At 71.1% G+C, this 1,317-nt stretch carries 1 protein-coding gene; it reads right to left on the reverse strand.

What is annotated here, in order from left to right; translation table 11 throughout:
* A partial coding sequence (locus ABZY33_RS35980; protein ID WP_356495930.1) for a type I polyketide synthase occupies positions 1 to 1,317 on the reverse strand: 1,317 nt, incomplete at both ends.

Below are 1,317 nucleotides of genomic sequence, written 5' to 3' on the forward strand. Positions count from 1 at the left end.
GCCGTTGACGGCGGCGATCGACACCTCGTCGCCGAGCAGGGGAAGCACCTCGTCCTCGGAAGCCTCCACGGCCACCATCGCGCCGCCGGCCGGCAGCTCCTGCATCAGCCGCCCGCGCGCCACCACCAGCGCACACGCGTCCTCCAGCGACATCACTCCCGCGACATGCGCCGCAGCGATCTCACCGATCGAATGACCGGCCATCACGTCAGGACGGAGACCCCACGACTCCACCAGGCGGAACAACGCCACCTCGACGGCGAACAACGCGGGTTGCGTCCACTCCGTACGGTTCAAACGCTCCGCGTCGTCGCCGAGGACGACGTCCCGCAGCTCCTCCCCCACCTGCGCGCAGACCGCATCGAAAGCAGCCGCGAACGCCGGGAAGGCGTCGTACAGTTCGCGCCCCATGCCAAGTCGCTGCGCGCCCTGGCCCGAGAACAGGAAGGCCGTCTTGCCATGTCCGATCACCGATCCGGTGGTCAGGTTGGCCGCCTGTTCGCCCTTGGCCAGGTGTTCGAGTCCGGTCAGGAGCTCCGCACGGTCACGGCCCCGGACGACGGCCCGGCTCTCGAAGGCTGTCCTGCTCGCGACCAGGGCGGCGGCGACGGCCACTGGGGTGACGCCGGTGTCGGCCTGCGCATAGGCGTGCAGGCGGGCGGCCTGGGAGCGCAGGGCATCGGGGCTACGACCGGACAGCACCCACGGCACGACCGGCACCGCCGGTACGGGCTCAGAGCCGGGCTCCGCATCCTCCTGTGGCGCTTCCTCCAGGATGATGTGGGCGTTGGTGCCGCTGAGCCCGAAGGACGAGACACCCGCGCGGCGCGGACGGTCCTCCGAACCCGGCCACGCCTGCGGCTCGGTGAGCAGCCGGACCGTACCGGAGGACCAGTCCACGTGTGAGGACGGCTCATCGGCGTGGAGCGTCGCGGGCAGCATTCCGTGCTGGAGCGCCTCGATCATCTTGATGACGCCGGCCACGCCCGCGGCGGCCTGGGTGTGCCCCAGGTTCGACTTCACCGAACCCAGCCACAACGGCCGGTCCCCGGACCGCTCCCGTCCGTACGTGGCCAGGAGCGCCTGCGCCTCGATCGGGTCACCCAGCTTCGTACCCGTACCGTGCGCCTCCACCACATCCACATCCGCCGCCGACAACCCCGCCGACGAGAGCGCTGCCCGGATCACCCGCTGCTGCGACGGACCGTTCGGCGCCGTCAGACCGTTCGACGCACCGTCCTGGTTGACCGCCGAGCCACGCACCACCGCCAGCACCCGGTGGCCGTAGCGGCGTGCATCCGACAGCCGCTCCACCAG

The sequence above is a fragment of the Streptomyces sp. NPDC006552 genome, from assembly GCF_040611655.1.
Taxonomy (GTDB): Bacteria; Actinomycetota; Actinomycetes; order Streptomycetales; family Streptomycetaceae; genus Streptomyces.